This window comes from Actinoplanes utahensis (assembly GCF_016862455.1).
Lineage (GTDB): Bacteria > Actinomycetota > Actinomycetes > Mycobacteriales > Micromonosporaceae > Actinoplanes > Actinoplanes utahensis.
The window spans coordinates 55,743-76,628 of the sequence record NZ_BOMZ01000021.1 but is presented as its reverse complement, the minus strand read 5'-3'; the positions used below and the strand labels follow the sequence as shown (position 1 = coordinate 76,628).

General features: G+C 71.2%; 23 protein-coding genes. 10 read left to right on the top strand and 13 right to left on the bottom strand.

Going from position 1 to position 20,886, the window contains the following annotated elements; all coding sequences use genetic code 11:
• Positions 1-41: 41 nt before the first annotated feature.
• A complete protein-coding gene (locus tag Aut01nite_RS06880) occupies positions 42-938 on the bottom strand; it encodes a glycosyltransferase family 2 protein (RefSeq protein WP_043527990.1) in 897 nt (298 codons plus the stop codon).
• 122 nt (positions 939-1,060) lie between these two features.
• Here Aut01nite_RS06880 and Aut01nite_RS06875 point away from each other — a divergent pair, with 122 nt between their 5' ends.
• Complete coding sequence (locus Aut01nite_RS06875; protein WP_043527988.1) at positions 1,061-1,933, top strand: SDR family oxidoreductase; 873 nt, start codon at positions 1,061-1,063, stop codon at positions 1,931-1,933.
• A gap of 58 nt (positions 1,934-1,991) precedes the next feature.
• Here Aut01nite_RS06875 and Aut01nite_RS06870 read toward each other — a convergent pair whose 3' ends face one another.
• On the bottom strand, positions 1,992-2,648 hold the full coding sequence (locus Aut01nite_RS06870) for a DNA-directed RNA polymerase II (protein WP_043527987.1): 657 nt from the start codon (positions 2,646-2,648) through the stop codon (positions 1,992-1,994).
• 124 nt (positions 2,649-2,772) lie between these two features.
• Here Aut01nite_RS06870 and Aut01nite_RS06865 point away from each other — a divergent pair, with 124 nt between their 5' ends.
• Positions 2,773-3,996 (top strand): GNAT family N-acetyltransferase, encoded by a 1,224-nt coding sequence (locus tag Aut01nite_RS06865; RefSeq protein WP_052164055.1) that lies wholly within the window; start codon positions 2,773-2,775, stop codon positions 3,994-3,996.
• A 30-nt stretch (positions 3,997-4,026) separates the two neighbouring features.
• Entirely contained in the window at positions 4,027-4,470 is a 444-nt protein-coding gene (locus Aut01nite_RS06860; RefSeq protein ID WP_043527986.1) for a hypothetical protein, read from the top strand.
• A 122-nt stretch (positions 4,471-4,592) separates the two neighbouring features.
• On the opposite strand, the gene Aut01nite_RS06855 is transcribed toward Aut01nite_RS06860, so the two are convergent.
• The 4 genes from Aut01nite_RS06855 to Aut01nite_RS06840 form a co-directional block, all read right to left on the bottom strand.
• Positions 4,593-5,078, bottom strand: coding sequence for a ribose-5-phosphate isomerase (locus Aut01nite_RS06855; RefSeq protein WP_043527985.1), 486 nt, complete (start codon positions 5,076-5,078; stop codon positions 4,593-4,595).
• A 13-nt stretch (positions 5,079-5,091) separates the two neighbouring features.
• Entirely contained in the window at positions 5,092-6,009 is a 918-nt protein-coding gene (locus Aut01nite_RS06850) for an alpha/beta hydrolase (protein WP_043527984.1), read from the bottom strand.
• A complete protein-coding gene (locus Aut01nite_RS06845; RefSeq protein WP_043527983.1) occupies positions 6,009-7,205 on the bottom strand; it encodes a DUF1015 family protein in 1,197 nt (398 codons plus the stop codon). Before Aut01nite_RS06845 ends, Aut01nite_RS06850 begins: the two co-directional genes overlap by 1 nt.
• A 317-nt stretch (positions 7,206-7,522) precedes the next feature.
• A complete protein-coding gene (locus Aut01nite_RS06840) occupies positions 7,523-8,131 on the bottom strand; it encodes a mycothiol-dependent nitroreductase Rv2466c family protein (RefSeq protein ID WP_043527982.1) in 609 nt (202 codons plus the stop codon).
• A gap of 170 nt (positions 8,132-8,301) precedes the next feature.
• On the opposite strand from Aut01nite_RS06840, the gene pepN reads away from it, so the two are divergent.
• Both pepN and Aut01nite_RS06830 read left to right on the top strand, forming a co-directional pair.
• Positions 8,302-10,860: an aminopeptidase N gene (pepN, locus tag Aut01nite_RS06835; protein WP_043528039.1), complete on the top strand. Its 2,559-nt coding sequence runs from the start codon at positions 8,302-8,304 to the stop codon at positions 10,858-10,860.
• Between the two features lie 137 nt (positions 10,861-10,997).
• On the top strand, positions 10,998-11,549 hold the full coding sequence (locus Aut01nite_RS06830) for a Uma2 family endonuclease (RefSeq protein ID WP_043528037.1): 552 nt from the start codon (positions 10,998-11,000) through the stop codon (positions 11,547-11,549).
• Between the two features lie 7 nt (positions 11,550-11,556).
• On the opposite strand, the gene Aut01nite_RS06825 is transcribed toward Aut01nite_RS06830, so the two are convergent.
• Both Aut01nite_RS06825 and ctaJ read right to left on the bottom strand, forming a co-directional pair.
• Entirely contained in the window at positions 11,557-11,952 is a 396-nt protein-coding gene (locus Aut01nite_RS06825) for a DUF5130 family protein (RefSeq protein WP_043527981.1), read from the bottom strand.
• Entirely contained in the window at positions 11,939-12,211 is a 273-nt protein-coding gene (ctaJ, locus tag Aut01nite_RS06820) for an aa3-type cytochrome oxidase subunit CtaJ (RefSeq protein ID WP_043527980.1), read from the bottom strand. The genes Aut01nite_RS06825 and ctaJ overlap by 14 nt, the downstream gene beginning before the upstream one ends.
• Before the next feature lie 200 nt (positions 12,212-12,411).
• Here ctaJ and Aut01nite_RS06815 point away from each other — a divergent pair, with 200 nt between their 5' ends.
• A complete protein-coding gene (locus Aut01nite_RS06815; RefSeq protein ID WP_043527979.1) occupies positions 12,412-12,891 on the top strand; it encodes a hypothetical protein in 480 nt (159 codons plus the stop codon).
• A 57-nt stretch (positions 12,892-12,948) separates the two neighbouring features.
• Positions 12,949-13,716: a class F sortase gene (locus Aut01nite_RS06810; RefSeq protein ID WP_236642884.1), complete on the top strand. Its 768-nt coding sequence runs from the start codon at positions 12,949-12,951 to the stop codon at positions 13,714-13,716.
• A gap of 10 nt (positions 13,717-13,726) precedes the next feature.
• On the opposite strand, the gene Aut01nite_RS06805 is transcribed toward Aut01nite_RS06810, so the two are convergent.
• Positions 13,727-14,284: an HNH endonuclease gene (locus tag Aut01nite_RS06805; protein WP_043528035.1), complete on the bottom strand. Its 558-nt coding sequence runs from the start codon at positions 14,282-14,284 to the stop codon at positions 13,727-13,729.
• 189 nt (positions 14,285-14,473) lie between these two features.
• Between Aut01nite_RS06805 and Aut01nite_RS06800 the strand changes: the two genes are divergently transcribed.
• The 3 genes from Aut01nite_RS06800 to Aut01nite_RS06790 all read left to right on the top strand — a co-directional run bounded on the left by Aut01nite_RS06800 (position 14,474) and on the right by Aut01nite_RS06790 (position 17,286).
• Complete coding sequence (locus Aut01nite_RS06800) at positions 14,474-15,556, top strand: mechanosensitive ion channel family protein (protein ID WP_052164054.1); 1,083 nt, start codon at positions 14,474-14,476, stop codon at positions 15,554-15,556.
• 9 nt (positions 15,557-15,565) lie between these two features.
• Positions 15,566-15,952 (top strand): globin, encoded by a 387-nt coding sequence (locus tag Aut01nite_RS06795; RefSeq protein WP_043527977.1) that lies wholly within the window; start codon positions 15,566-15,568, stop codon positions 15,950-15,952.
• A 65-nt stretch (positions 15,953-16,017) separates the two neighbouring features.
• A complete protein-coding gene (locus Aut01nite_RS06790) occupies positions 16,018-17,286 on the top strand; it encodes a delta-60 repeat domain-containing protein (RefSeq protein ID WP_043527972.1) in 1,269 nt (422 codons plus the stop codon).
• A 74-nt stretch (positions 17,287-17,360) separates the two neighbouring features.
• On the opposite strand, the gene Aut01nite_RS06785 is transcribed toward Aut01nite_RS06790, so the two are convergent.
• From Aut01nite_RS06785 to ettA, 4 genes are all read right to left on the bottom strand, one after another.
• Positions 17,361-17,954 carry a type III secretion system chaperone family protein gene (locus tag Aut01nite_RS06785; RefSeq protein WP_043528032.1) on the bottom strand — a complete coding sequence of 198 codons (594 nt, stop codon included), beginning with the start codon at positions 17,952-17,954 and terminating at the stop codon, positions 17,361-17,363.
• A 129-nt stretch (positions 17,955-18,083) separates the two neighbouring features.
• Complete coding sequence (locus tag Aut01nite_RS06780) at positions 18,084-18,743, bottom strand: DUF8185 domain-containing protein (RefSeq protein WP_043527970.1); 660 nt, start codon at positions 18,741-18,743, stop codon at positions 18,084-18,086.
• A complete protein-coding gene (locus Aut01nite_RS06775) occupies positions 18,740-19,159 on the bottom strand; it encodes an acyl-CoA thioesterase (protein WP_043527968.1) in 420 nt (139 codons plus the stop codon). The genes Aut01nite_RS06780 and Aut01nite_RS06775 overlap by 4 nt, the downstream gene beginning before the upstream one ends.
• Positions 19,152-20,828, bottom strand: a complete 1,677-nt coding sequence (ettA, locus tag Aut01nite_RS06770) for an energy-dependent translational throttle protein EttA (RefSeq protein WP_043527967.1) — start codon at positions 20,826-20,828, stop codon at positions 19,152-19,154. Before ettA ends, Aut01nite_RS06775 begins: the two co-directional genes overlap by 8 nt.
• Positions 20,829-20,886: the final 58 nt, after the last annotated feature.

Sequence of the window (20,886 nt, the reverse complement as noted above, 5' to 3'; positions counted from 1 at the left end):
CCGCCGGGCCGGGCCGAGCAGGCACGGCCTGGCGGACCGGGTCACCCGACGTAACGGCGGGCCGTCGAGCGGCGCTGCGCCTCGTCCAGGCGGCTCAGGCGGGCCTCCACCACGGCGGGGCGTGGACGGCGGTCGTTCAACAGCCAGCCGACACCGCGGAGGGCGTCGACCGCGCCGAGGAGGGAGGTCCGGTCCCGGGGCACGGTCCGGGCCAGAAAGAGGGTACGGCGGACGGCGGGGCCGAGTGGCCGGCGCAGCCAGGTGAACCAGAGCGTGTTGCGCAGCCCGACCCGGCGCCGGTGGGTGCTGTCCCGCAGCTTCGACGCCCGGTGGTGCACGGTCAGATCCTCCAGATAACAGAGCTCCCAGCCGGCGGCGATCAGATCGGTGGCCAGCAGTTCCTCCTCGCCGCCGAGCCACAGCCGCTCGCTGAAACCGCCGGCCGCCTCGAACGCCTCCCGCCGCACCACCGAGGCGCCGGCCAGGAAACTGCCGAGCGCCGGGCCGGGCATCCAGCCCGGCGCGGGGACCGGGGAGTCGCGCAGTTCGGCCACGATCGGGTCCTCGACCCCGGAGGGTTCGACCACGATGCGGGCGTTGACCAGGGCGAGCCGGGGATGGGCGTCGAGCGCGTCGGCGGCCCGGGCCAGCGAGCCGGGGCTCCACCAGGTGTCGTCGTCACAGAAGGCGACGTACGGGGTGCGGGTACGGCGTACCCCGATGTTGCGGCCGACCGCCCCGAGGTTCTCGCGGAGAGCGACCACCTCGACATCCGGATACCGGTCCCGGACCGCGTCGGCGGTCCCGTCCGGGGAGCCGTTGTCGACCAGCACCACGTGCGGCCTCTCCGGCAGCTCGAGCAACCGCCGCACACAGGCCAGCGCCTCCTCGCGCCGCTGCCATGTGATGACGACGGCGCTCACCCGCGGATCCCCCATGATCTCTCCTCCTCGTCGCGGAACGCGGGCCCGCATACCCCGGATCCGGTTATTCGCACGTCATCTGGGCAACCGGTCGGTATGCCGGACACTCCGGCGTGCGAGGACGAGGAGGCGATGACGTGGACCCCCGCGATCTGTACCCGAAGCCGGAGCTGGACGGCGGCGACCAGCAGCCACCCGGCCTGACGACGGCCATGCCGGACCGGCCGGATCACGGCGAGCAGTCCTACCGGGGCAGCGGACGGCTGACCGGGCGGAAGGCGGTGATCACCGGCGGCGACTCCGGAATCGGCCGGGCGGTGGCCATCGCGTACGCGCGGGAGGGCGCCGACGTGCTCCTGTCCTACCTGCCGGAGGAGGAGTCCGACGCCGCCGACACCGCGCAGTGGATCGAGAAGGCGGGCCGCAAGGCGGTGACCGTGCCCGGCGACATCCGTGACGAGGCGCACTGCCGGACGATCATCGAGGAGGCCCGCCGGCAGCTCGGCGGGGTGGACATCCTGGTGAACAACGCCGCCTACCAGATGGCGCAGCCGGGTGGGATCACCGACATCACCGACGAGCAGTTCGACCGGGTCATGAAGACCAACCTGTACGCGATGTTCTGGCTCTGCCGGGCCGCGGTGCCGCACATGCCGCCCGGTTCGACGATCATCAACACCGCGTCGATCCAGGCGTACCTGTCGTCGAGCGCGCTGCTGGACTACGCCACCACCAAGGGCGGCATCGTCGCCTTCACCAAGGCGCTCGCCGAGGACCTGGCCGAGAAGGGCATCCGGGTCAACGCGGTCGCGCCCGGGCCGATCTGGACGCCGCTGATCCCGGCCACCATGCCGGAGGAGAAGGTGAAGAGCTTCGGCGGGGACACCCCGCTCGGCCGGGCCGGGCAGCCGGCCGAACTGGCCGCCGCCTACGTCTACTTCGCGAGCCCGGACTCCAGCTACACCACCGGCGAAGTGCTCGGCGTCACCGGCGGCAAGCCGGTCAGCTGACCACGTCCTCGCCCGCAGACGCGCCGCCCCGAGATGAGGCGGCGCGTCCCCGTGGCGATCAGAACGAGCCGGTGACCCAGTTGACGGCTTCCATCACCCAGGTCGTCTGGCGGAGGAAGGCGAAGCCGACACCGGCCAGGAAGAGGCCGGTGACCATGTGCGCGCCGCGGGCGGTGTGCCGGGGACGGCCCATCCGCTGCTCGAGCACGAGCCGGCCGACCAGGCGGGCCAGCGCGAACACGCCCGCGGCGACGGCCAGCGTCACCACGAAGATGATCAGCGCGCTGATCAGGTCGCCGTCCGAGGACAGCGCCCAGATGCCCCAGCAGACGAAGGAGAACAGCACTGCGGCGCTGCTCCACTCGCCGCCGCGGCGCAGCCGCCGGACGTGCCAGCTCAGGCTGCGAGGCGGCTCGTGGTGGCTGTCGTCCGGCCAGCCGGTGCCGGTCGGCTCGTGGCCGGCGCCGACATGCCCGGTGAACTGACCGGTGAACTGCTGGGTCCGCTGGGTCACGCTCGCCCGGCCCCGGCTGAACGGGGACGGCTCGGGAGCCTGCACGGGTGTGGCCGGTCCGGGGACGGCCTGCACGGGGGCGGTGGGCGCCGACTGCTCCGGCACGGCGTCCGGGCTGGTCTGCCTGGTCGGCTGATCGGCCCATGGGTCCTGCGGCGGCATATCGAGCGTCCGCTCGGACCACTGCGGTTGCTCCGGCATCGTTCCCCTCTCGGCTTGCGGTCGGTGACCGGCGATCGCCGCGATCGGTGACCGGCGACAGTTCGAGGGTAGCGAGCCAACAAATAGGTCGCCGCAGCCCACAGCTGTCCGTTACACACAAGCCATGAAGGAAGAGATACCACTCCGCCCCACCACCCCCGAGGACTTCCCCGCGATCTGCGAACTGCTCGGCACGGTCTTCCACGAGGAGTTCAGTGGCGAGGTCAAGCGGATCGAGGCGGAGATCGTCGAGTTCGACCGCTCGCTGGTCGCCGACGACGCGGGGCGGGTGGTGGGGCACACCCTGGCTTTCACCCGGGACTTCACGGTGCCGGGCGCGGTGGTGCCGGCGGCGCACATCTCGGGTGTCGGGGTTCTTCCGACCCACCGGCGGCGGGGTCTTCTCAACCGGATGATGCACCGGCAGCTCCACGAGATCGCCGACACCGGCCGGGAGAGCGTGGCGGTGCTCTGGGCCAGCGAGAGCGCGATCTACCCGCGGTACGGGTACGGCCCGGCCGCCTCCCGTCTCTTCCTCAACATCATGAATCGTGAGGTTCGTCTCCCGGCCCCGCCTGCCCAGCCGTCCGGCAGTCTGCGGATGGCCGATCCGGAGAGTGTACGCACCGACATCACCAAGGTGTACGAGCAGCTGCGCCCGGAGCGGATCGGCTGGTCCAGCCGGGACGACCGCTGGTGGCGTTACGTGCTGTCCGACCTGAAGGACCATCGTGACGGCGCCACCAAGCGGTACGCGGTGGTGCACGACGGCCCGGACGGCCCCACCGGTTACGCGCTCTGGCGGGTCAAGGACGGCTGGACCAACCACGGCCCGGACGCCGAGGTTCAGGTCCGTGAGGTGGCCGCCGCCGACCCGGAGACCTACCTGGCGCTGTGGCGGTTCCTGCTCGGCATCGACCTGAGCCGCAGCGTGACCACCCGCCTGGCCGCGGTGGACGAGCCCCTGCTGTACCTGGCCGACGAGCCGCGACGGCTCGGCCCCTCGATGCTGGACGCCCTGTGGGTGCGCCTGGTGGACGTGCCCCGGGCACTGGCGGCCCGCCGGTACGCCGCCCCGGTCGACGTGGTGCTCGAGGTCACCGACCCGATCCTGGAGGGCAACACCGGCCGCTGGCGGCTCACCGGCGGCCCGGACGGGGCGACCTGCGCCGCGACCACCGACCCGGCGGATCTCGTCTGCTCGGTGACCGATCTGGGAGCGGTCTACCTGGGCGGCACCAGGTTCGCCGCGCTGGCCGCGGCCGGCCGGGTCACGCAGCTGACCGGCAACGATCCGACGGTCGCGTTCGGCTGGAACCGGCTGCCGAGCCCGACGGAGGTGTTCTGACCCGGTGGCCGCGACGGTACCGTCGGAGGCATGGGCCAGCCCGAACGCCGACGTCGCCGCGTGCGTCCCGCCACCGCATCCGCCGAGGCGCCGCCCGCCGCGCCGGTCCCGGCTCCTCCTCCGGTCCCGGTCCCCGCACCGCCGCCGGTGCCGGTTCCGGCGCCCCCCGCGGTGGTGACCGGCGAGGGCGACGGCCCGCGGACCGCGGCGGCGGACAGCAGGCAGCGACCGGCGCCGCCGGCCCGTGGCGGCTATCCCCGCCGGCCCGGCGGGGCGCCGGGCGGTGACGACCGGGAGTCCGAGCGCGGGCTGCGTGGACTGGTGGGATCCGGATCGTCGCAGGTCAGCGTCGGTGCGGCGCTGCGCGCGCGAGACGCGTCCCGGCCCAGCGACGAGGACGTGGCCGAGGCTGAGGCGAACCTGACGATCGTGCGGCGCAACTGGCTTCCCCGCGAGGAGCTGCCCCGCCGCTGACGGATCCGGCTGGTTGTCGGTGCTGTCTCAGCGGCGCTGAGACAGCACCGACAACCAGCCGGGGTTCGAACGGAACGGCCGGCCGTCGCGGGGACGGCCGGCCGGGGTGAACGGGTGTGCGGTCAGGCGGTGGCGGCGGACTCCGGCAGCTCCGGCAGCTCGCGGGCGACCTCGTAGTCGGCGAGCTGGGAGATCCGGCGGGCGTGCCGGGCGTCGCCGGAGAACGAGGTCGCGATGAACGCCTCGACGAACGCGGTGGCCTCGTCGAGGGTGTGCTGGCGGGCGCCGATGGCGATCACGTTGCTGTCGTTGTGCTGCCGGGCCAGCTCGGCGATCTCGGCCTTCCAGACGAGGGCGGAGCGGACGCCGGGGACCTTGTTCGCGGCGATCTGCTCGCCGTTGCCCGAGCCACCGATCACGATGCCGAGCGAACCGGGGTCGGCGACCACCTTGACGCCGGTGTGGAAGCAGAACGCCGGGTAGTCGTCCTCGGCGTCGTAGACGTGCGGTCCGACGTCGACCACGTCGTGCCCCTGCTTGACCAGGTGGTTCACGAGGTGGTTCTTCAGCTCGAAGCCGGCGTGGTCGGAACCAAGGTAGAGACGCATGAAGGGAAGTCTTTCAGAAGGTGAGGGCCGAACGCAGGGCGGACGCCACCTGATCAGCCGCGGTTCGCGCGGCGTCGATGGTGGCCAGTTTCCGGGCGAAGCCGTGGTTCACACCCATGTAGCGGGTGTGCACCACCGGGACGCCCGCGGCGATCAGCGCGTCGGCGTAGTCGGCGCCCTCGTCGCGGAGCGCGTCGTACTCGGCGGTGATCAGCAGGGTGGGCGGCATGCCGGCCAGATCGGCGGCGGCGAGCGGCGCCACGTCCGGGGTGAGCCGGAGCATCGGGTCCGGGACGAACGTCTCCCAGGCCAGTCGCATCGAGGCCCGGTCCAGGCCGTACTCCCCCACCTCGTCGTAGGACTCGGCGGAGGTCAGCGGGTCGAGGGCCGGGTAGATAAGCACCTGGAAGTCGAGCGGGGTGGCGGCGTCCCGCTGCCGGCGCGCGGTGACCGTGGCGAGCTGGCCGCCGGCGCTGTCCCCGCCGATAGCCAACCGGGACACGTCCAGCCCCAGGTCGGCGCCGGACGTGCGCAGGTACCGCAGGACGGTCTCGGCGTCGTCCAGGGCGGCCGGGAAGACGTGTTCCGGGGCGAGGCGGTATCCGGCGGACACCACGGCGCAGCCGGAGCGGTCGGCGACCCGCCGGCAGAACCTGTCGACGGTCTCGATGCTGCCGTAGCACCAGCCGCCGCCGTGCAGGTAGACCAGCACCGGAGCACCGATCTTCGTGGCGTAGAGGCGGCAGGGCACACCGTCGGCGTCGAAGTCGGCGACCACCGGCAGCGGCAGCGCCGGGCCGCTCTCCGCCTCGTTGGCCTCCTCCATCGCCGCCCGCACGCCGAGCAGACGCTGGTACGGGTCGGCGGCCAGTTCCTCCGGAGACGGCCGCCGCCGCAGCTGGGCGGCGGCCGTGACCTGCGGGTGCAGCATCAGCGGAGGTCGGCGACGACCAGGCCGCCGCGGGCCTTCGGGGTGAACCAGGTGCTCTTGCGGGGCAGCTTGAGCCGCTCCAGGTTGACCTCGACGAAGTCGTCGACGGTGACCGGGGCGATCAGGACGGCCAGCTCGGCACGGCCGGCGTCGACCTCGCCGCGCAGCCACTCGACCGGGTAGTCGCCGCCGATGTAGGAGATCCGCTTGTCGCCCGGGTCGAGGCCCAGCGAGTCACGCAGCAGGATGCGCTCGACGAGGGCGTGGTCCAGGTTCTCCACCGTGCTGCCGGCCGGGTCGGCGGGCAGTCCGAGGGTGAAGGTGCGGCCGGCGGCGTACACCTCGATGGTGCCCTTGGCCGGAAGCTGCGCGGGGCGCGGCAGCTCGGTGACCGTCGCACCCGCCGCGCGGAGCCGCTCCAGAAGCTCGTCGACGGACGCCGGGAGCTCACTGATCAGGCGGTTGTAGGGCTGGATGAAGAACGAGGACGGCGTGGTCACGACGGCCAGAAACCGCTGCAGGCCCCCGGTCTGCGCGGCCAGGCTGCGGTGGTTGCCGTCGGCGACCACCAGTTCGCCGCCGCCGGCGAGCGCCAGCAGCTTCTCCTGCAGGTCTCCGGGGCCGAGAGGCCAGATCGCATGGGTACGCCCACTCGCGTCGACGTCCGTCGCGGCCGGCTCGCCCGCCGCATCGATCGCCTCGGCCAGCGCCGCGTGCAGCTCCTCGCCGCGCCCGGTCTGCAGCAGCAGCACCGGCGACAGCAGCGCGCCGATCGCCTCGGCCAGCGCGACCCGCTCGCGGACCTTGCTGATGAACACGTCCTCGTTGCGGATGACCAGGCCGGGCTCGTCGGCGCTGGTGGAGATCTGGCCGGTCTCGACCATGCTCCACAGGCCGTAGGCGGGCGCCTCGCCCGGCGCCGTGATGCGGTAGAGCACCACGACGTCCTCGGCCTGCCGGTACTTCTCCTCGGCCTGATCGCGCTGCAGGCGGACAGCGGCGTCCGGCAGCGACTCGAGGAAGGACTTCCCGAGGGACTCGGGCGCGAGGTGCGGCATCTCGACGGCCAGCGCGCTGTGCGGGTTGGCCGTGATGATGTCGGTGATTTCGGCGTCGTCGGCGAACTCGTCGTAGTTCTGGGCTCCGGTACCCCCGGTGGTGATCCAGGCCCGGCTGATCGGGTGCACGACCGTCATGGCTGGCAACTTACCCGGCGAGCCTTCGGTGCCTACCCACCGGCATGTTCCCTCGTGACCTGCTCAACTGCGCCGTGCGGTGCGGGTTCACCGGGCGTTCCACCGGCTTTGCCGTGACGGTCACCGGAGGAGCGAGCATCCCTGCGACATCCGGGGGCAAATCGGCCCAGACCCCACGCTGAACGCCGATGCTCGACCCGACCGACTCAGTTTCCGGCATTGCCGCCTCCGCGCTGGATGAGGTGTACGTCACCTCATCCAACGACGGATTCCGAGCCGGGCATCGCTTTTTCGCCCGACCGCCACCGAACGGCAACTCAGTCGAAGATCGGGTCCAGGTCGCGGCTGCGCTTGAGCTCGTAGAAACCGGGGGTGCCGGCGACGAGCACGACGCCGTCCCACAGCTTGCCGGCGGCCTCGCCCGTCGGCGCCGGGGTGATGACCGGGCCGAAGAACGCGACGGTCTCGCCCGGGTTCGGGCCGGGGGCGTGGATCACCGGGGTACCCACATCGGTGCCGACCGGCTTCATCCCGGCGTTGTGACTGGCCCGGAGCGCCTCGTCACGTTCGTCGGTCTTCGCGGCCTTGGCCAGTTCCGGATCGAGGCCCACCTCCGCCAGGGCCTCGATGAACAGCTTCTCGTCCTCGATGTCGTATTTCTGCAGGTGAATACGGGTGCCGAGAGCGGTGTAGAGGTCACGCAGGACGGCCGGTCCGGCGGCCTCGGCGGCGGCGATGCAGACCCGGACCGGGCCCCAGCCCTTGGCCAGCAGCTCCTTGTAGCGCTCGGGCAGTTCGTCGCGGCCCTCGTTGAGCACCGAGAGACTCATGACGTTGAACCGGACGTCCAGCGGACGGACCTTCTCCACCTCCAGCAACCAGCGGGAGGTGATCCAGGCCCACGGGCAGAGCGGGTCGAACCACATGTCGACGGTCGACGAATCAGTCTTCGGTCCGCTTTCGGGCGGGGGGTGGGGCGGTCGGATGGCAGTCATTCCTCGATCTTCCACCTTTTCTCGCCGCCGGTCGGGGTGAGTTGTGTCGCCGTCGCCGCATAGGCTTCGGGGAAACGCAGTCAGCTCGAAGGAGAGTGCACGTGGCCGGTGTTCACAACCTGACCCAGGTCGAGGCTGCGGAGCGTGGTCGATTGCTCGAGGTGACCGGGTACGACATCACCCTCGACCTGACCGACGGGCACGGCAACCCCGGCTCGGAGACCTTCAGGTCCACCTCAGTGATCAACTTCCGGTGCGCCGAACCGGGCGCCACGACGTTCGTCGAGGCGGCAGCCGTGCGGATCCACTCCGCCACGCTGAACGGCGAACCGCTGGACCTCGGCTCCTGGTCGCCCGAGAACGGCCTGTCGCTGCCCGGCCTCGCCGCGGAGAACACCCTGGTGGTGTCCGGCGACTTCGGATACTCCGCCAGCGGGCAGGGGCTGCACCGCAGCCTCGACCCGGTGGACCAGGAGGTCTACCTCTACAGCCAGTTCGAGACGGCGGACGCGCAGCGCGCCTTCGCCTGCTTCGACCAGCCCGACCTGAAGAGCGTGTTCACCTGGCACGTCACGGCGCCCGGGCACTGGAAGGTCGTCTCGAACATGCCGGTGGACGGCACGGACGAGGCCGGCTCCGAGGCGACGACGATCCACTTCGCCACCTCGCCGAAGATGAGCACGTACATCACCGCGATCTGTGCGGGGCCGTACCACGAGGTGCGCGACTCGCACGACGGCATCGAGCTGGGCGTCTTCTGCCGCGCCTCGATGGCCCGATACCTGGACGCCGACGACCTGTTCCTGGTCACCAAGCAGGGCTTCGACTTCTTCCACTCCAAGTTCGGGGTGCGGTACCCGCTGCCGAAGTACGACCAGCTGTGGGTGCCGGACTTCAACGCCGGCGCGATGGAGAACTTCGGCTGCGTCACGCACGCCGAGTCGCACTACATCTTCCGCTCGCAGGTCACCGACTACGAGTACGAGCAGCGCGCCAACACGATCCTGCACGAGCTGGCCCACATGTGGTTCGGTGACCTGGTCACCATGCGCTGGTGGAACGACCTGTGGCTGAACGAGTCGTTCGCCGAGTGGGCGAGCCACTGGTGCAACACCGAGGCCACCCGGTTCCGCGACGCCTGGACGACGTTCCTGTCCATCCGCAAGACCTGGGGCTACCGCCAGGACCAGCTGTCCTCCACCCACCCGGTGTACTGCGAGATGCCGGACCTGGAGGCGGTCGAGGTCAACTTCGACGGCATCACGTACGCCAAGGGCGCCAGCGTCATCAAGCAGCTGGTCGCCTACGTCGGCCTGGACCCGTTCCTGACCGGCCTGCGGGCGTACTTCGCCAAGTACGCGTGGGGCAACGCGACCTTCGACGACCTGCTCTCCGAGCTGGAGGCGGCGTCCGGCCGGGAACTGCGCAAGTTCGCCGCGCAGTGGCTGGAGACCGCGCAGGTCAACACGCTGCGGCCGGTCGTCGAGGTGGGCGCGGACGGCCGCTACGCCAGCGTGGTCGTGCAGCAGGAGGCACCCAGCGACTACCCGACGCTGCGTACCCACCGGATCGGCATCGGCCTGTACGACCTCGACGGCGACCGGCTGGTCCGGCGCGAACTGATCGAGGCGGACGTGGCCGGGGAGCGGACCGAGATCGCCGCGCTGGCCGGGGTGAAGGCCCCGGACCTGCTGCTGGTCAACGACGAGGACCTGACCTACGCGAAGCTGCGGCTGGACGAGCGGTCGCTGGGCACGCTGGTCGGGCACATCGCCGGGTTCGACTCGTCGCTGCCGCGGGCGCTGTGCTGGGCGGCCGCCTGGGACATGCTGCGCGACGCCGAGATGGCGGCCCGCGACTACGTGGCGCTGGTCGTCGCCGGCCTGCCCGCCGAGGACGACATCAACCTGGCCACGGCCACGCTGCGGCAGGCCGCGACCGCGCTGGCGACGTTCGCCGACCCGGCGTGGGCGCCGCAGGGCTGGGCGCAGCTGGCGGGCCTGGCCCGGACCCAGGTGGGGAACGCGGAGCCGGGCAGCGGGTGGCAGCTCGTCTGGGCCCGGACGTTCGTCACCGCGGCCCGCACCCGGGAGGACGCGGCCGTGCTGCGGGGCTGGCTGAGCGGCGAGTCGCGGCCGGAGGGCCTGGTCGTCGACACCGAGCTGCGCTGGTCGCTGCTGCAGGCGCTGGCCGCGCTGGGGGCCGCCGCCGAGTCCGAGATCGATGACGAGCTGGCGGGCGACAAGACGGCCAGCGGCGAGCGGGAGGCCGCGGTCGCCCGGGCGCTGCTCCCGACGACCGAGAACAAGGCGCGGGTGTGGGCGGACCTGACCGGTCCGCAGGCGCCGCCGAACTGGCTGAACCGGTCGCTGCTGATCGGTTTCCAGAGCACTCGCCAGGTGGCGCTGACGGCTCCGTACGCGGAGCGGTTCTTCGAGGTCGTCGGGGACGTGTGGGCCCGCTCGGACAGCGAGCCGGCGCAGGAGTTCGCCACCATGGCGTACCCCGTCTACCAGATCAGCGAGGAGACCGTGGCGCTCACCGACGCGTGGCTGGCCCGAGACGGTCACCCCGCGTCGCTGCGGCGGCTGGTCGCCGAGGGCCGCGACGGGGTGCTGCGGGCGCTCAAGGCCCGGGCGAAGGACACCGCCGCGTCCTGACCGGATGTGATTACCGGCCCGTCCCACTTTCGTGGGGCGGGCCTTTCACATGCCACAACATGCCTGTGGATAACACGTCAGAAACAACTCTGTGTGAGTAGTCTGGCACTCCCCGGTGATGGAGGTGCCCCGTGACGATGCTCAGCCAGGGTTCCCCGGTGCGCTGGTCCGCGCCCGAGGGCCGGTGGACCCAACCGGACCTGCAGTTGTTCCCGCAGGACGGCCATCGGTACGAGATCCTTGACGGCAGCCTGCACGTCACCCCACCGCCGGACGCCCGGCACGACTCGCTCGTCGAGTCGGTGGTCGCCACCCTGCGTGCCGCGGCCCCGCCCGGCTGGTGGGTGTGCGCCCGGCTCGGCATCGCGATGGAGGCCAGCAACCTGGTGCCGGACGTGACCGTGCTGCGGCCGCACTCGTCCGGCTCGATCTGGGTGGACCCGGCCGATGTGGCGCTGGTGGTGGAGATCGAGACGGCGGAGACGCTGCGGTACGACCGGCTGCTCAAACCGGCCGTCTACGCGGCGGCCGGGATCCCGGCGTACTGGCGGGTCGAGGCCGGGCCGGTCCTGCGGGCGTTCACCCTGGACGGGGCGGCCTATCGACCGGCCTGCGACGTCGAGACGGAGGAGCAGGTCAAGCTGGACAGCCCGTACCCACTCCGGGTGAACCCCGCGGTGTGGCGCTGAGCCGGAGTCAGCTGCGACCGGCGTGAGTCGCCAGCTGATCGATCCCGATCATCAGGCCGCCGGCCAGGTCGCCGCCGGCGAAGGCCGCGGCCATCGACAGGCCGGCCAGCTTCGCGTCCCGGTTGGAGATCCGCTTGCGGGCGTCGGCGCCGGTGACGATCTCCAGCTTGCGCTGGTTCGGCGAGATCGCGACCAGCACGGACCGCTGCGGGTCGCGTGTCCGGGCGTGCAGTCTCTCCGCGGACTCGCGCAGCGGCTCCTCGAGCGGGCCGAGGTAGATGCTGAAGTTGAGGCCGGTCACCTGGTCGGCGATCCGGAGCGCCTCGTCGAGGCGGAGCAGCTGACGGGTCGTGAACGGACCGTCGACCGGCTGCTCGAGCGGGGTGACCTCACCAACTGTCACTTGCGCCTCCTGTAGGACCGGGCCGGACCGGAGCGCCGGAACTGTCCTCGATGACCAGTCCGGAGTGGCCGTCCGCGGCCGGAAGAACCTGCTGCGGCGTGGCGGTGAACCACATCGCCGGGAAGTCGTAGGGCCGTCCCGGACGGTAGCGGCGGGACGGCTTGGACCGGTCAGAACCGGCGAGCACGAGAGTCGCGATCGTCCCGATGATCGCGGCCGGAATGATCACGAAGACCAGAACGGTGGTGATTACTGACAACTGAACGCCCCCAGGCGCCGGTGATCCGTCTTATTCCGAACATCAATCACCGTAGCGGAGCGCATGTCGTCCCGGACCGTCGGGTCTCGAACCGGGGTCTCACGCCGTCGGGATCTACGCGGAATGGGCGTCCAGGTGCGAAAATCACCCTCACGCGCCGTCCGCGTACTTTCCGTCGCGAACGGCAGAAGGGGGATCCCATGCGCACGTTCGTCCCCGCCGTCGCTGCGGGTCTGACCATCGCCCTGACGGGCGCCTCCCCGGCCGCGGCCGCGGCCACCTTCATCGAGCTCAACCCCAGCACGGTCCGGGCCGGCGACGAGGTCGCGCTGCGCGCGTCGTGCGACGACAACCTCAAACCGGCCACCGTCACCAGCGAGCCGATCGGGTCGGTCACGGTCTCCCCCGAGTTCGGGTTCCTGACCGCGACGGTACGGGTGCCGGCCGGCACCGAAACCGGCGACTACCCGGTCGCCCTGCGATGCCAGCAGGGCGGCGCCGCCACGACCACGCTGCACGTGGTGGCCAAAGTGGTGCCGAGCAAGGGCCCGGCCACCGGTGGCGGCGGCACCGCGGTCAGTGGCACGACCGGGCCGCTGCTGATCGGCGGTGGGCTGGCCGCCCTGCTCGCCGGGCTGGTGCTCGGAGTCCTGTCCCTGCGGCGCCGCCGCGTCGGCTGAGGGCGCGGCGTGGCGAGCGGAGAACGACCGCCGGCCGGCCCGCGGGTGCCCGCGGCGGTGGCGCAGAAACGACCGGCCCAGGTCATCACGGCGCCGCCGCCCGGCACGGTCACCGGCCCGCTGCCCCCGACCCCGATGCTCCGCGGCCGTTCGCCCTTCCGGATCGCCCTGCCCCGGACGGTGCCGAAACCCCAGCCGGTCCGCGGGCGGCGCGGCGGGATGATCGGGGTGGCCGCGTTCGTGCTGGTCTTCATCGGGCTGTTCGCGTTCGGGCTGGGCCTCGGGTTCGCGACCGGGTTCGACATGCGCGGGCTGTTCCGGGGGCCGGAGGAGCCGCCGCCGCGGGAGTTCCCGGTGATGGAGCCGAGCCGCCCGGAGCGCCTCGAGATCCCGGCGATCGCGGTGTCCGCGCCGGTCCACGAGGTCGGGCTGGCCGGCGACGGCTCGGTGGGCGTGCCGCCGCTGAAACAGCACGACGAGGCCGGGTGGTTCGAGGGCGGGCCGACGCCGGGGCAGTTCGGGCCGGCGCTGATCGTGGGGCACGCGGACACCCGTACCGGGCCGGCGGTCTTCGCCCGTCTGGACGAGATGCGGCCGGGCCAGGAGGTCACGGTGCGGCGCTCGGACGGGTCGGCGGCGGTGTTCGAGGTCAACTCGGTGGAGACCTTCGACAAGGACCGGTTGCCTGCGCAGCGGGTCTACGGCGATTACAGCCGACCCTCGCTGCGGCTGATGACCTGCGGCGGCAAGTGGCTCGGCACGGAGGAGGGTTACGAGGACAACATCGTCGTCTTCGCCTCCCTCGTCACCGCCCGCGAGGCCTAGGCGCCCGGGCTCACGCCGCCTGTGCCGTGCCGGCCGGCTCGGCGGGGGCGGCGGGCAGGTCCAGCCAGTCCGTCCAGCGGGGGTCGGGGGTCCGGTGGCCGAGCACCCGCCAGGCCACCCCGCGCGGGGCGGCGGGTGCGGTGTGCAGCCGCCAGCCGAGCTCGGCCGGGGTCTTGTCGCCCTTGCTGTGGTTGCACTTGGCGCAGGCGGCCACCACGTTGTCCCAGGCGTGCAGGCCGCCGCGGCTGCGGGGGAAGACGTGGTCGATGGTCTCGGCGGAACCGCGGCAGTAGGCGCAGCGGCCGCCGTCACGGGCGAAGACCGCGCGGCGCGACAGGCCGACATGGGTGCGGTACGGAACCTTCACGTAACGCGTGAGGCGGACCACGGAAGGGACCGGGAGAGTGTGATGCGCGCTGTGCAGGATGCCGTCACCGTCCGAGACGCACTCGGCCTTGGCGGTGAGGACGAGGATGGTCGCCCGACGCACTGATACGACGCACAGCGGCTCGTATGTTGCGTTCAGCACCAACGCGGAAGAGCCAACCGTGGGTCGTATGTCAGGCATCGCGATCACCCTTCCGGTGTCAGTTGCTGAAGACCGCTCCCATAGCCCATGCGTGTGTGATGTGGGCCTCGTCGAACGGGACCCGTGCGCCAATAGTCCCTGATGAATAACCAAATTGCGAGCACAATCTGTGGCCTCGCGGTAAACGTCTGAGGTCTCGGACAGCCGGAACCGGTACCTTGAGTTCCCGTGTTCCCCTTAGCGGCTCCGGCCTCTCCCACCCCGACCCCCTCCGACGTCTACGTGACGCCGGTCTGCGACTCCGACGTGCTGTGCAGCCGGATCCTGGAGTGGAGCAACGGCAACGAGTGGCTCGCCACGAGCAGTTACGTGGTCCTGATCAAACCCCTGCGGATCATCGGCATCATCCTGGTGGCGATGCTGATCCGGTGGCTGCTGCACCGCGGCATCTCCCGGCTGGCCACGACCACCTCGCGGGCCTCCATGCCGGCGCTGCTCAAGCCGCTCAAGGAGAAGGTGACGGTCACCGCCGAGGAGGGCACGTTCATCCCCGAGCGGCGGCGGCAGCGAGCGGAGGCGATCGGCTCGGTGCTGCGCAGCTTCGTCAGCGCCATCGTCTTCACCATGGCCGCCCTGCTGGTGATGGGTGAGCTCGGCTTCAACCTGGCGCCGCTGCTGGCCAGCGCCGGCATCGTCGGCGTGGCCCTCGGTTTCGGCGCGCAGAGTCTCGTCAAGGACCTGATCGCCGGCCTCTTCATGCTCCTGGAGGACCAGTACGGGGTGGGCGACACCGTCGACCTCGGCGAGGCCACCGGCGTGGTGGAGAGCGTCGGCCTGCGGATCACCACGGTCCGCGACGCCCGGGGCGTGCTCTGGTACATCCGCAACGGCGAGATCGTCCGGGTCGGCAACAAGAGCCAGGGCTGGGCGATGGTGGTGATCGACATCCCGATCGGCTTCGTCAACTCGGAGGAGGCGATCGCGGTGCTGAAGACCGCGGCCGAGCAGGTGGCGCACGATCCCGAGCACGAGACCGGCTTCCTGGAGCCGCCGGACGTGATCGGTGTCGAGCAGCTCACCGTGGACGGCGCGGTGATCCGCACCATCGCCAAGACCACCGCCGACAGCCAGATCGCGATCCAGCGCGACCTGCGCCGGGCGCTGACCGAGTCGCTCGAGTCGACCGGCCTGTCCGAGCGGATCGCCGCGTCTCGGCTGCTGCCGCGCAGCGCGGTCCCGCCGGCCTGGCTCGGCGGTGGCGCCTCCTCGTCGGAACAGCCGCCGGCCGGCCAGTCCGGCGGCGCGACCTAGGATGGGATCGTGACCGCACCGACCTTCTTCGACGCCGTCGGCGGCGAGCCCACGTTCCGGCGCCTGGTGGACACGTTCTACGAGGGCGTCGCGGCGGATCCGCTGCTGAAGCCGATGTATCCCGAGGAGGACCTGGGACCGGCCGCCGACCGCCTGACCCTCTTCCTGATGCAGTACTGGGGCGGCCCGAGCACGTATTCGGACGCGCGGGGCCATCCCCGGCTGCGGATGCGGCACGCGCCGTACCGGGTCGACGAGGCCGCGCGGGACGCCTGGCTGCACCACATGCGGGTGGCGGTCGACTCTCTCGGCCTGCCCGAGGAGCACCGCGCCACCCTCTGGGACTACCTGGAACGGGCCGCCTACTTCATGGTCAACACGGAGCCCGCTCACTGACAGTGACGCATGCGGCGATGATTCGTTGATCGGATTGTCACTCGCAATCCCCGGGGAGCCGCCTCATGCGCCGTCGCCTGCTCGCTGCCGCCGCCGTCGCGGCCGTCGCCGTACCGGCGACGACCGGAGCAATGCCCGCCGGCGCCGACACCTACCACCCGACGGTGGTGTCCGCCGATCCGGTCGACTTCACCCCGCACGTGCTGGACGGGACGGTGTGGTCGCTGGCGGTGGTCGGCGACACGGTGGTGGTCGGCGGGGCGTTCAACAAGGTCTCGGACAGCAGCCGGCGGTTCACGTTCGAGCGCAAGAACATCTTCGCCTTCGGGTTGCACGACGGCGTGATCCGGGCGTTCGCCCCGGAGGTGGACGGCGCGATCTACTCGCTGGCGCCCGGGCCCGACCACTCGGTCTACATCGGTGGGGCGTTCAAGACCGTCAACGGGCAGGGGCAGCGGGCGGTGGCGCGGGTCTCGCTGCGCGACGGCGGCCGGTACCCCTCGTTCAACCCGCGGATGAACTGGGGTGACGTCCGAGGGCTGGTCACCCGGGGCGAGCGGCTGTACGTGGGCGGGACGTTCTCGGCCATCAACGGGGTGCCGCGGGTGGGGCTGGCACGGCTCAACGCGTACACCGGGGTGGTGGATCAGGGGTTCGACGCGCGGCTGGCCGGGCCGGGGCTGAAGCGGACCCGGGTGGAGCACTTCGACGTCTCGACCGACGGCCGGAAGCTGATCGCGGTGGGCGCTTTCCTGAAGTCGGGGACGGCGGACCGGACGCAGATCGCCCTGTTCGACGTCGGCGGGCCGGGAGCGGCGCTGACCGGCTGGTACACCGACGCGTTCAAGCCGGCCTGCATGAAGGGCTTCGACACGTACCTGCGGCAGGTGAAGTTCTCGCCGGACGGGTCGTACATCGTGGTGGCGGCCACCGGGCGGGCGTCGTCGGCGCAGAAGCTGTGCGACTCGGCGGCGCGGTTCGAGACCCGGACGGCCGGGCCGCAGAACCCGACGTGGGTGCAGCGGACCGGTGGGGACTCGCTGTACGCGGTGGCGATCACCGGGCCGGCCGTCTACCTCGGCGGGCATCAGCGGTGGTTCGACAACCCGTACGGCACGGACGGCAACGGGCCCGGCCCGGGTGCGGTCTCCCGTCCCGGGATCGGCGCCGTCAACCCGAACACCGGCAAGGCCCTGGAGTGGAATCCCACCCGGTCGCGCGGCGTCGGGGTCCGGGCCTTCCTGGTGACCGAGGGCGGCCTGCTGGTCGGCTCGGACACCGATCAGCTGGGCCGCGAGTACCACGGCAGGATCGGCATGTTCCCGCTGCGCTGAGCCCGGTCCCGGCTGGTTGTCCCTGCTGTCTCAACGGCGTTGAGACAGCAGGGAGAACCAGCCGGATCGGACCGTCAGAGCAGAGCGCCCTCGTCGTGGAGCCAGTCCACGAAGGAGGTCGCCACGGCTGCGCCGCAGTCGAGCAGCTCGACCAGGAGGGTGTCGTGGACCCCGGCCGCGAGCGGGACCTGCAGCTCCGCGTAGATCGGGAGCTGCCCCCGCTCGGTGGGATCACCGACGTAGGCCTTGCAGAACCGGCGCGTGTGATTCCACTCGTTCACCACCCGGTAGGCGCGGTCCGCCCAGTCCGGAGGGACCGTCGCGTGCGGACGGGCCCGCATCACGAGGATCTCGTCGTCCGGTCCCTCCAGGGTGAACAGCACGGCGTGCCGCTCCCACATGGCCAGCAGGCTGCCCCCGCCGTCGGCCAGGAACCGGATGTCGAGCGCGTCGAGCGCCTTGCCGACCCGCGCCAGCTGCACCGGCATGACCGGATCGGACGAGCCGGACGAGCCGGCCGAGGACAAGTCGGACGGAACCCCGGAGCGACCCGGCTCACGCTGGGCCGGGACACCGACGCGGACGGCACCCTGCACCGCCACCTCGCCACCGGCATCCGGCTGGGCGCTGCCCGCCGCCGATCCCGGACGCCATGACCACCACGGCATCGTGTGCACCTCACTCCCCAACGGACCCCATGCTGGACGTTGCAGTGGACCCGAGGGCCGACGGTACCCGCAGCCTCCGCGAAGGTCATCCCCCCAACGGGAGGGCGGGACCGGATGAAGGATGCAAGGTCACCCTTTCGGGTTACCTGCCATCGGCATAACAGTCAATTTGTGAACGCTCTGTCTCCACGCCACTCCATATGGTGCGGAAATTCCCACCCAGCCGCCGGCGACGCGTACCCGCGCCTCGACCGGATCAGCGTCCCGCGGGCCGAGGAAACCCATCCGGGCGACCGCCTGCACGAGCCGCTGGGAGATCCGCACCGGCTCGCCGGAGTCCGGAGTGACCACCAGCGCCACGTGATCGAGGAGGGCGTCACGGACCGCGCGCTGCCCGATCGCGCGGCCGGCCATCCCGCCGGCGGCGACCTCGCGCAGGGTCCCGGCCGCGGCGGCGGCCAGGCGGGCCAGTTCGGCTCCGGACACCGATTCGACGGCCCGGCTGGCGGGCGGCGGCAGCGGCCACCGCCACTCGGTGTCCCGCCGGTCCGGCAGGGTGTCGCCACTGCCGGCCAGAACGGCCAGCAGCGCCGCCGCCGACACCGTGGCGTCGCCCGGCCCGGGCCCGGCCACCTCACGGGTGACCAGGACGTCCCAGGGCAGGCTGGCCCAGAGCGCGGTCCGCCCGCCGGAGGACCGGAGACGGACCGGCGCGGCCGGGTCGAGCCGGGTGAGCCGGGCCAGGAACGCGCCCGCGTCGGGGATACCGAGCAGGCCGTGCGAACTCATGACCGATCCTCGGGCGGCGTGTACGGCTTGAGGAAGTCCTTCTCCGCGGCGGAGAGCCGGCGGGGATGGCCGTTGGCGAGGTGGTACGGCACACAGACCGACTGGGCCCGGCTGGCCAGCACACCGTCGTCGAACAGCTCGTAGGAGACGGTGAACGACGCCGCCCGCAGCTCGGAGACCCACATCTCGATGCGGACCGGGTCCCCGAAGTCGACCGGCCGCAGATAGTCGATCTCGTGCCGGGCGATCACGATGCCCTCCTCGAAGGAGCCCAGGCCGTGTGCCCGGGCCCCGACGAAGAACATCGCCACGCGCGCCTCCTCGTACAGGGTGAGGAAGCGCGCGTTGTTGACGTGCCCGTACGCGTCCATGTCGGACCAGCGCAAGGACACGTCATAGACGAAACGATCAGTCACGAGTCAGCTTGCGGTAGGTCACCCGGTGCGGCCGGGCGGCCTCCGCGCCGAGGCGGTCGATCTTGTTCTTCTCGTACGCCTCGAAGTTGCCCTCGAACCAGAACCACTTGTCCGGGTCCTCCTCGGTGCCCTCCCACGCGAGCATGTGGGTGGCGACCCGGTCGAGGAACATCCGGTCGTGGGAGATGACCACGGCGCAGCCCGGGAACTCCAGCAGCGCGTTCTCCAGGCTGGAGAGCGTCTCGACGTCCAGGTCGTTGGTCGGCTCGTCGAGCAGGATCACGTTGCCGCCGATCTTCAGCGTCATCGCGAGGTTGAGCCGGTTGCGCTCACCGCCGGACAGCACCTTCGTCGGCTTCTGCTGGTCCGGGCCCTTGAAGCCGAAGGCCGCCACGTACGCCCGGGACGGCATCTCGACCTTGCCGACCATCATGTGGTCGAGACCGTCGGAGACGACCTCCCACACCGTCTTGGTGGGGTCCAGGCCGGCGCGGCTCTGGTCCACGTACGACAGCTTGACGGTCTCACCGATGCGCACCGAGCCGTCGTCCGGCTTCTCCAGCCCGACGATGGTCTTGAACAGGGTGGTCTTGCCGACGCCGTTCGGGCCGATGATGCCGACGATGCCGTTGCGGGGCAGCGAGAACGACAGATCATCGATGAGCGTACGTCCGTCGAAGCCCTTGGTCAGGCCGCTGGCCTCGATGACGGTGTTGCCCAGACGCGGGCCCGGCGGGATCTGGATCTCCTCGAAGTCCAGTTTCCGGGTCTTCTCGGCCTCGGCGGCCATCTCCTCGTACCGGTCGAGCCGGCTCTTGCTCTTGGTCTGCCGGGCCTTGGCGTTGGACCGCACCCACTCGAGCTCCTCGGAGAGGCGCTTCTTCATCTTGGCGTCCTTGCGGCCCTCGACGGAGAGACGCGCGGCCTTCTTCTCCAGGTACGTGGAGTAGTTGCCCTCGTAGCCGATCGCCCGGCCGCGGTCCAGCTCGAGGATCCAGCCGGCCACGTTGTCCAGGAAGTACCGGTCGTGGGTGATCGCCAGGACGGTGCCGGCGTACTTGGCCAGGTGCTGCTCCAGCCAGCTCACGCTCTCGGCGTCCAGGTGGTTGGTGGGCTCGTCGAGCAGCAGCAGGTCGGGTGCCTCGAGCAGCAGCTTGCAGAGGGCGACCCGGCGGCGCTCACCACCGGAGAGCTGGGTGACGTCGGCGTCCGGCGGCGGGCAGCGCAGCGCGTCCATCGCCAGCTCGAGCTTGGAGTCGACGTCCCACGCGTCGAGGTGGTCGAGCTCCTCCTGGAGCTTGCCCATCTCGTCCATCAACTCGTCGGAGTAGTCGGTGGCCATCTGCTCGGCGATCGCGTTGAACCGCTCGAGCTTGGCCTTCGTCTCCGCAACGGCCTCCTCGATGTTGCCGAGGACGGTCTTGGAGTCGTTCAGCGGGGGCTCCTGGGCCAGCATGCCGACGGTGTAGCCGGGCATCAGCCGGGCCTCGCCGTTGCTGGTCTTGTCGAGCCCCGCCATGATCTTGAGCAGGCTGGACTTACCGGCGCCGTTCGGGCCGACGACACCGATCTTGGCGCCCGGCAGGAAGCTCAGCGTCACATTGTCGAGCACGACCTTGTCGCCGTGCGCCTTGCGCGCCTTTTCCAGGACGTAGATGTACTGGGCCACGGTGTGCCCTACCTCCGAGATCGTGGATTTGTCGGTGCCGTAATCAAAGGACAATCTT

Coding starts and splice junctions, on each gene's coding strand:
- Aut01nite_RS06870 (WP_043527987.1), bottom strand. CDS start 2,648: ATGCCGGAGCAACCGCAGTGGTCCGAGCGGACGCTCGATATGCCGCCG.
- Aut01nite_RS06855 (WP_043527985.1), bottom strand. CDS start 5,078: ATGCGTCTCTACCTTGGTTCCGACCACGCCGGCTTCGAGCTGAAGAAC.
- Aut01nite_RS06880 (WP_043527990.1), bottom strand. CDS start 938: ATGGGGGATCCGCGGGTGAGCGCCGTCGTCATCACATGGCAGCGGCGC.
- Aut01nite_RS06860 (WP_043527986.1), top strand. CDS start 4,027: ATGGGCCAGCCCGAACGCCGACGTCGCCGCGTGCGTCCCGCCACCGCA.
- Aut01nite_RS06785 (WP_043528032.1), bottom strand. CDS start 17,954: ATGCCGTGGTGGTCATGGCGTCCGGGATCGGCGGCGGGCAGCGCCCAG.
- Aut01nite_RS06780 (WP_043527970.1), bottom strand. CDS start 18,743: ATGAGTTCGCACGGCCTGCTCGGTATCCCCGACGCGGGCGCGTTCCTG.
- Aut01nite_RS06865 (WP_052164055.1), top strand. CDS start 2,773: ATGAAGGAAGAGATACCACTCCGCCCCACCACCCCCGAGGACTTCCCC.
- Aut01nite_RS06805 (WP_043528035.1), bottom strand. CDS start 14,284: ATGCCTGACATACGACCCACGGTTGGCTCTTCCGCGTTGGTGCTGAAC.
- Aut01nite_RS06830 (WP_043528037.1), top strand. CDS start 10,998: ATGCTCAGCCAGGGTTCCCCGGTGCGCTGGTCCGCGCCCGAGGGCCGG.
- Aut01nite_RS06840 (WP_043527982.1), bottom strand. CDS start 8,131: ATGTGGTTCGACCCGCTCTGCCCGTGGGCCTGGATCACCTCCCGCTGG.
- Aut01nite_RS06790 (WP_043527972.1), top strand. CDS start 16,018: ATGCGCCGTCGCCTGCTCGCTGCCGCCGCCGTCGCGGCCGTCGCCGTA.
- Aut01nite_RS06815 (WP_043527979.1), top strand. CDS start 12,412: ATGCGCACGTTCGTCCCCGCCGTCGCTGCGGGTCTGACCATCGCCCTG.
- Aut01nite_RS06850 (WP_043527984.1), bottom strand. CDS start 6,009: ATGCTGCACCCGCAGGTCACGGCCGCCGCCCAGCTGCGGCGGCGGCCG.
- Aut01nite_RS06845 (WP_043527983.1), bottom strand. CDS start 7,205: ATGACGGTCGTGCACCCGATCAGCCGGGCCTGGATCACCACCGGGGGT.